The sequence below is a fragment of the uncultured Aquabacterium sp. genome (assembly GCF_913773725.1).
Lineage (GTDB): Bacteria > Pseudomonadota > Gammaproteobacteria > Burkholderiales > Burkholderiaceae_C > Aquabacterium.
Genome location: NZ_CAJYGK010000071.1, coordinates 1 through 7,040, shown reverse-complemented (window position 1 = coordinate 7,040; position 7,040 = coordinate 1). Strand labels below are relative to the sequence as shown.

The following is a 7,040-nucleotide window of genomic DNA, read 5'->3' as shown; positions in this document are numbered from 1 at the left end:
AACCGATTGGGAAGGCCTGTCCGAATTACTGAGGCAGAAACCCGTCTGGTGGGCGTGCTGGGGCGACGGAGGCGACTCTTCACGCGAGTCGCTCGCTCGTCTTCGGCATTCGATGGAACACGGACTGGCCTGGCCTGGTCATCTGGAATTGCCGATGTCTTCGACCTTGAGGGTGTTGGGCGGCGCGGAGCAGGTCGCCTCTTGCCGACTGCGAGGGGGGCCGGTGCGGGGGGCGGACGGAACGGTGACCGGCTTTCATGGCGTGCTCCAGTGGTCGGCATCTGCCGGCGCTGGCGTGCCCGCCGGTGTGCCGCAGGCCATGTCGGAGGCAGAGCAGGAGGCGTTGCGCTACGCGCTGTCGCACGACCTGCGCGCTCCTTTGCGTGTCGTCGAGGGGTTCACACGCATCGTCAAGGAAGACTATGGCCGGTTTCTGGACCGCGTCGGTCACGACCATCTCGAGCGGGTGCTGGCTGCTTCTACGCGCATGAACGGCATGATCGATGCCATTCTGGGGCAGGCCCAGCTGGCCGGAACCCAGGTGCAGCGCGAGCCCGTGAACCTCAGCACCCTGGCCCGTGAGGTGGGCAGCGAACTGGCATTGCTGGTGCCGGCGTGTTCACCGGTCAGCCTGGTGGTCGCCGATGGCATGCAGGTGCAGGCCGATCCAGCCCTGCTGCGCCGCGTGATGGAAAACCTGATCGGCAACGCCTTGAAGTACAGCGCCAAGGTGGCTGCACCTCGGGTGGAGGTGGGGGTCATGCCGGCCACCGACCCACCGGTCTACTTCGTGCGTGACAACGGTGCAGGCTTCGACATGCAGCACGCCGACAAGCTGTTCGGCCTGTTCCAGCGGCTGCACAGCGCCAAGGATTTCCCTGGCACGGGGGTGGGGCTCGCTGGGGTCCAGAACATCGTGCGCCGCCATGGTGGGCGGGTCTGGGCCGAGGCCCGGCCAGGCGCCGGCGCGTGCTTCTACTTCACGCTGACCGACACGGCGCAGAACCGCCAGGTGCCGCTGCGCGAAACGGCCTGAACCGGTTCAGAGCGAGCCCAGGCCGGCAAGCACTTCCTGCGCGTTGAGCAGGCGTTCACACACCGCCTCAAGGGGGAGACCTTCGGCTCGCGCCTGGTGGCTCAGCTTGTCGAGCGCCTGTCTGCGGCTGAGGGAGTGGCGGTGCATCACGATGCCGATGGCCAGCGCCACCGGCTGCAGGAGCGGGTCGGCCGCAGTGGCTGCGGTCGCCGGGGTGGCCTGTGCACCCGGCTGTTCTGTCGGTGCGCCCTTGTCGCGCTGGGCAAACGCTGCTTCCACGGCGGGCACGATCTGCTGGATGTCCAGCGGTTTGACCAGATAGGTCAGGGCGCCCAGTTCCTTGACCTGTTTGATCGTGCCTTCGTCGGCAAAGGCTGACAGGAACATGAAGGGAATCTGGCAGTACTCGCGCAGGTAGGCGGCCACATCGAAGCCGGTCTTGCCTTCCATGCGGATGTCGAGCAGCGCGAGTTCGGGCTTGTGCTGACGCGCCAGCAGGATGGCGTCGTCCCCGTTGTCGGCGTCAATGACCTCGTAGCCGGCCTGAGCCAGGCCATGCGTCAATGTGGCCAGCACCAGCCGGTCGTCGTCCACGACCAGGATTTTGCCTTTGTGATTCACTCGCTTCCTCTGGCGGGCTGCCCATCGCCGCGCAAAACGCTCATTGTGGCCAAAGCGTGATCTGCTGACCAGTGCCTTCCGCGCACACCGTTGGGGGGGGCGCAACGAGGTGCACCCCCGGCGGATGAAGCTCGATGCGCGTACGGACCTCGGGGCCGCACTGCTCCAGCGTGAGCCTGGCGCTGCGGCGAGGCAGGAGGGCGCGCACCAGACCCAGGCCCGAGACCCCGCCGCGCACGCGATCCAGGCTGAAATCCGGGGGCAGTTGGCCCGGGCTGAGGATGTCGATGCGCACCCCCTGTTCGCCGGAGACCAGTTCGCACATCAGGGGGGTGGAGCCGGGGCCGTGCTTGTGGGCGTTGGTCAGCAGTTCATTGAGGCTCAGTGCGATCGGGATGGACTCGGCCTCGGGAAGTTGCCAGTCGTGCGCATGGGGGCCCTGGACCTGCAACGTGATGGTCCGGCCAAAGGTACGCTGCACCGACTGGGCAATCGCCTCGACCACGCTGTGCAGCCGCAGTGGCCCACCGGTACCGACCTGCAGCCCGTAGACCTGAGCAATGGCCTGGACCTGCCCCACCACCTCGGAGATCGCCGGAGCGACCTCGGGCTTGCGCGCCGCGATCTGCTGCAGCAGGCCCGCCACGCCCTGGAGGTTGTTCTTGATGCGGTGATGCACTTCGCGCACCAGCATCTCGCGCTGGGCGATGGCGGCGTCAAGGCGGGCCTTTTCGGCTGCACGCTGTTCGGTGATGTCAGAGGCCACCACCAACAACTGGTCTGCCGCCTCGTCTTCGTGGTGCAGCGGCAGGTAATTGACGTCCCACACCTGCGAGCCGCTCTTGGACTGAAGCAGGTACTCCCGGTGGATGGCCTCGCCTCCGTCGATGGCGGCTTGCATGTCGGCACGCAGCATGCGGGCGCGTTCGGGGTCATAGACCTGCTCGGGTGTGCATCCGATGGCGCAGCCGGTCTCGAGGGCCATGTAGGCGGATGCAGCCTGGTTGGCCTGCACCAGCGTGAGGTGCTCGGCGTCGACCAGTTGGATGGCCATGGGCGCCATCTCGATGATGCGCTGCAGGGTGGCCTGGGCTTCCGCAGACTGCGCCTCTGCCTGCCTGCGCCGATCGATGTCGAGCAGGGCGTAGGTGATCTGGCGGCGGTTGTGCTGCCCATAGGTGACCACGGCGTTGCCCACCACCCAGAAAACGCGCCCGTCGCGTCCGACCACCTGGCACTCGAAGGTGTGCGACTGCCCGTCCTGCAGCTGATCCAGGTAGTCCGTGAGCCGGAAGGGGTGGTCGAGGTCCGGGGTAGCGACCGTGCTCAACGGCTGCCCGATGAAGTCGGCCAGATCGCCACCGAACATGCGCCGCGCCGAGCGGTTCATCCACGCAATGCCGTTGTGGTCGAGCGTGACGATGCCGACGAAGACCGAGTCTAGGATGGCGCGTGTCCGGTCGGCCTGCAAGGTCAGGTTCTGTTCGGCGCGGTGGCGGGCGTCGACGTTCACGAACGAGGCGATGAAACCCTCGGCGGGGCGCTCCGCGTTGACAAGTCGGACGGCCATTTCGGTCCACAGCGTGGTGCCGTTGGGGCGGCGCAGCGCGCGTTCACCTTGCCAGTGGCCCAGGCTGCGCAACAAGGACATCACCTCCGGCTCGGCGTCGATGTCTGCCTCACTGGCATACAGGCTGACCAGAGGCCGGCCGACCAGCTCGGCCGCGTGGTCCCCCACCAGGTGGGACAAGGCCGGGTTGGCACTCTGGATGAGGCCGTCGCGCACGAAGGCGATGCCCACGCCCGACAGAGAGAACATCAGGTCCCGATCCCGCCCCAGTGCTTCGAGCTGGGCCTGCTGGGTGCGCAGCCGCGTCACGTCGGACAGCACCGCGATGACCTCGAGCGGGGTGGCCGACTGCCCCAGCCGCCGCAGGGACAGCGTGTAGCTGCGGGGCAGGACGCCCGGGATGTTGATCTCGAGCTCGTGCTCGAACTGGTCGCCTTTCGTCAGCTCGGCGGTGGCCTGCGCCACGATCTGGCCGATGCGGGGGTCGTGTTCGGCCAGAGCGTCCAGACTCCGGCCCGATACGGTTCCTTGGGGGATGCCCAGCATGCGCTCGAAGCGGCGGTTGCAGCGCACCAGGGTGTGGTCGCGAAGGTAGGCGATCCCGGCGGGCGAGCTCTCCAGGATGGTGGACAGCTCGTAGAGCAGTTGGTGCACGTCGTCCGCGCCTTGGGGCGTTGCCTGGCCGAGTGGCAAGGGAGCAGGGGGGGGCTGCGGTGCCGGCGGCGCGCTGCCCGCCGGGGCCTCCCGGATCGCGCACAGGAAGCGGCGTTGCGAATCTGGCTCGCCACGTGCCCACACCTGGCTGAACAACATGACGGTGGGCCCTGTGGTGCGGGCAAGGGTGGTCTGCGTCTGCAAGGGGGCGCCCGTACCTGCCAACGACATCAGGGTGAGCGGCGCATCCCAGCCGCAGAGCCGCTGTACCGCACTGGGCTGCATGGCCAGGTGGTCTCCCGGCCGGACAGGCCTGCCCAGCGCAGCCTGCGCAGCGGGGTTGGCACGCAGCACGGTGCCCACTTCGTCGAATTCGACCAATGCCATCGGCACCAGATCGAACCAGGTGTCATCGATGGAGGGCGCGCGGTCGGGTTGCATCGGGCAGAAGTGGCTCAGGCCTTGGGCTGCACGGTCACCCCGGGCAGCTTGCTGGAATAGTCCTTGGGCAGCTTCGACATCAGGGCCGCAGCCTGGCGTGCCATGGCCTTGTACAGCCCGGCCAGCTCCCCATCGGGTTCGGCCACCAGCGTCGGCTGGCCGCTGTCGGCCTGCTGTCGGATCTTGAGGTTCAGCGGCATCGAGCCGAGCAACGGCACATTGAACTCGGCCGCCATGCGCTTGCCGCCGTCCTCGCCAAAGATGTGCTCCTGGTGGCCGCAGTTCGGGCAGCAGAACACGGCCATGTTCTCGACCACGCCGAGCACGGGCACGCTGACCTTCTCGAACATCTGCAGGCCCTTCTTCGCGTCCAGCAAGGCAATGTCCTGCGGCGTGGTCACGATGACGGCGGCCGTCAGCGGCGAGCGCTGGCAGATGCTCAGGTGGATGTCGCCGGTGCCGGGTGGCAGGTCGACCACGAGGTAGTCGAGCGGCTCGTCCGCGTGACCCCAGTTGGTGAGGCGCAGCAGCTGGTCGAAGGCCTGGCTGGCCATCGGGCCGCGCCAAATGGTGGCGGACTGGTTCTCGACCAGCAGCCCCATCGACATCATCTGCAGCCCATGGTTGGTCGGCGGGTTGATGGTCTTGCCGTCCGGGCTCTCGGGCTTGCCGCTCAGGCCCAGCATCATGGGCTGGCTGGGGCCGTAGATGTCGGCATCCAGCATGCCGACGCGGGCACCTTCGGCGGCCAGCGACAGCGCCAGGTTGACGGCGGTGGTGCTTTTGCCGACACCACCCTTGCCGGAGGCCACGGCCAGGATGTTCTTCACGCCGGGCAGCAAGGCCTGGCCGCGCGTGGCCGCGTGCGTGCGGATGTCGGTGCGCCAGGTCACGTCCACACCGGTGATGCCGGGAACGCCCTTCAGGGCCGCTTCCACAAGGGCCGTGTAGGCCGACCACTGCGAACGCGCCGGGTAGCCCAGCGAGATCGCCACGCGGGCCACACCCTGGTCGACGGTGAGCGACTGGAGGTGGCGGGTGCCCACCCAGTCCTGGCCGGTCAGCGGGTCGCTGACGGTGCGCAGGGCGTCAAGGGCGGCGGTCTCGAGGGGCGTGGGGGCGTTCATGGTGGACTGCGTGCAATTCTTTCCAGCTGGTCAGTCTAGCGCGGCCTAAAATCGCAGACTCCCTCCAGATTGAAGGCAGGGTCTTGCGCCCGTCGCATCGACGCGTCGGCCGGGGCCCGGATGCCGCCTGCCACGCACCATGCCACGCCAGCTCTTCGTCACCACCGCGCTGCCCTACGCCAACGGCCACTTCCACATCGGCCACATCATGGAGTACATCCAGGCCGACATCTGGGTGCGGTTCCAGCGCATGCAAGGCCACCAGGTGCACTTCGTGGGGGCCGACGACGCCCACGGCGCGCCCATCATGATCGCGGCACAGAAGGTCGGCAAGACCCCGCAGCAGTTCGTGGCCGACATTGCCGCCGGCCGCAAGCCGTATCTGGACGGCTTCCACATCAGCTTCGACCACTGGTCGTCGACGGACAGCCCGGAGAACCACGAGCTGGCGCAGAGCATCTACCTGGCCCTGAAGGACCAGGGCCTGATCGACGTGCGTCCTGTTCAGCAGTTCTTCGACCCCGAAAAGGGCATGTTCCTGGCCGACCGCTTCATCAAGGGCGAGTGCCCGAAGTGCGCGGCCAAGGACCAGTACGGTGATTCTTGCGAGGTGTGCGGCGCCGTGTACGCGCCCACCGACCTGAAGAACCCGTACTCGGCCCTGTCGGGCGCCACACCGGTGCTCAAGACCTCGGACCACTACTTCTTCAAGCTGTCCGACCCGCGCTGCCTGAACTTCCTGCAGGAGTGGACGCAGGACGGGAAGCTGCAGCCGGCCGTCAGCAAGAAGATCAAGGAGTGGTTCACCAAGGACGAGAACGGCGAGGGTGGCCTGGGCGACTGGGACATCAGCCGCGACGCGCCTTACTTCGGCATCGAGATCCCTGGGGCACCGGGCAAGTACTTCTATGTGTGGCTGGACGCGCCGATCGGCTACCTGGCGTCGCTCAAGAGCTACTTTGCGGCCGGTGGCCCGAAGGCCAAGTACGGTGAGGCCCGCTCGTTCGACGAGTTCATGGCCGACCCGGCCGTGGAGCAGGTGCACTTCATCGGCAAGGACATCACCTACTTCCACACCCTGTTCTGGCCCGCGATGCTGCAATTCAGCGGCCGCAAGCTGCCGAACCAGGTCAACGTGCACGGTTTCATGACCGTGAACAACGGCGAGAAGATGTCCAAGAGCCGTGGCACCGGCCTCGACCCGCTCAAGTACCTGAGCATCGGCATGAATCCCGAATGGCTGCGCTACTACATCGCCGCCAAGCTCAATGCGAACGTCGAAGACATCGACTTCAACAAGGACGACTTCATGGCCCGGGTCAACTCCGACCTGATCGGCAAGTTCGTCAACATCGCCAGCCGGGCTGCAGGCTTCATCGCCCAGCGCTTTGAAGGCGAGCTGACCGCGTCGCTGGGCGACGATGGCAAGCAGCTGCTGGCCACGCTGCAGGCCGGTCGCGCCAGCATCGTCGAGCAGTACGAAGCCCGCGAGCTGGGCAAGGTGCTGCGCGAGATCATGCTGCTGGCCGACCGCGTGAACGAGTACGTGGACGCCAACAAGCCCTGGGAGCTGGCCAAGCAGGAGGGCATG

Annotated in this window: 5 protein-coding genes; 2 read left to right on the top strand and 3 right to left on the bottom strand. The window is 67.0% G+C overall.

Translation table 11 applies throughout. From position 1 onward, the window contains the following. Positions 1–154 precede the first annotated feature (154 nt). Positions 155–1,036 carry an ATP-binding protein gene (locus QZ709_RS08440; protein ID WP_294636844.1) on the top strand — a complete coding sequence of 294 codons (882 nt, stop codon included), beginning with the start codon at positions 155–157 and terminating at the stop codon, positions 1,034–1,036. A 6-nt stretch (positions 1,037–1,042) separates the two neighbouring features. On the opposite strand, the gene QZ709_RS08435 is transcribed toward QZ709_RS08440, so the two are convergent. The 3 genes from QZ709_RS08435 to apbC are packed head-to-tail and all read right to left on the bottom strand — an operon-like array spanning position 1,043 to position 5,449. After that, positions 1,043–1,657: a response regulator gene (locus QZ709_RS08435; RefSeq protein ID WP_294636843.1), complete on the bottom strand. Its 615-nt coding sequence runs from the start codon at positions 1,655–1,657 to the stop codon at positions 1,043–1,045. Between the two features lie 40 nt (positions 1,658–1,697). After that, complete coding sequence (locus tag QZ709_RS08430) at positions 1,698–4,322, bottom strand: PAS domain S-box protein (RefSeq protein ID WP_294636842.1); 2,625 nt, start codon at positions 4,320–4,322, stop codon at positions 1,698–1,700. Positions 4,323–4,336: 14 nt separating this feature from the next. Next, positions 4,337–5,449, bottom strand: coding sequence for an iron-sulfur cluster carrier protein ApbC (apbC, locus tag QZ709_RS08425; RefSeq protein WP_294636841.1), 1,113 nt, complete (start codon positions 5,447–5,449; stop codon positions 4,337–4,339). Between the two features lie 139 nt (positions 5,450–5,588). Here apbC and metG point away from each other — a divergent pair. Then, positions 5,589–7,040, top strand: a 1,452-nt coding sequence (gene metG / locus QZ709_RS08420) for a methionine--tRNA ligase (RefSeq protein ID WP_294636840.1), incomplete at its 3' end; no start/stop codon positions are given.

What these genes read in the sequence shown, in the direction of transcription:
- QZ709_RS08440 (WP_294636844.1), top strand. Translation starts at nt 155, where the DNA reads ATGTCTTCGACCTTGAGGGTGTTGGGCGGCGCGGAGCAGGTCGCCTCT.
- QZ709_RS08430 (WP_294636842.1), bottom strand. Translation starts at nt 4,322, where the DNA reads ATGCAACCCGACCGCGCGCCCTCCATCGATGACACCTGGTTCGATCTG.
- apbC (WP_294636841.1), bottom strand. Translation starts at nt 5,449, where the DNA reads ATGAACGCCCCCACGCCCCTCGAGACCGCCGCCCTTGACGCCCTGCGC.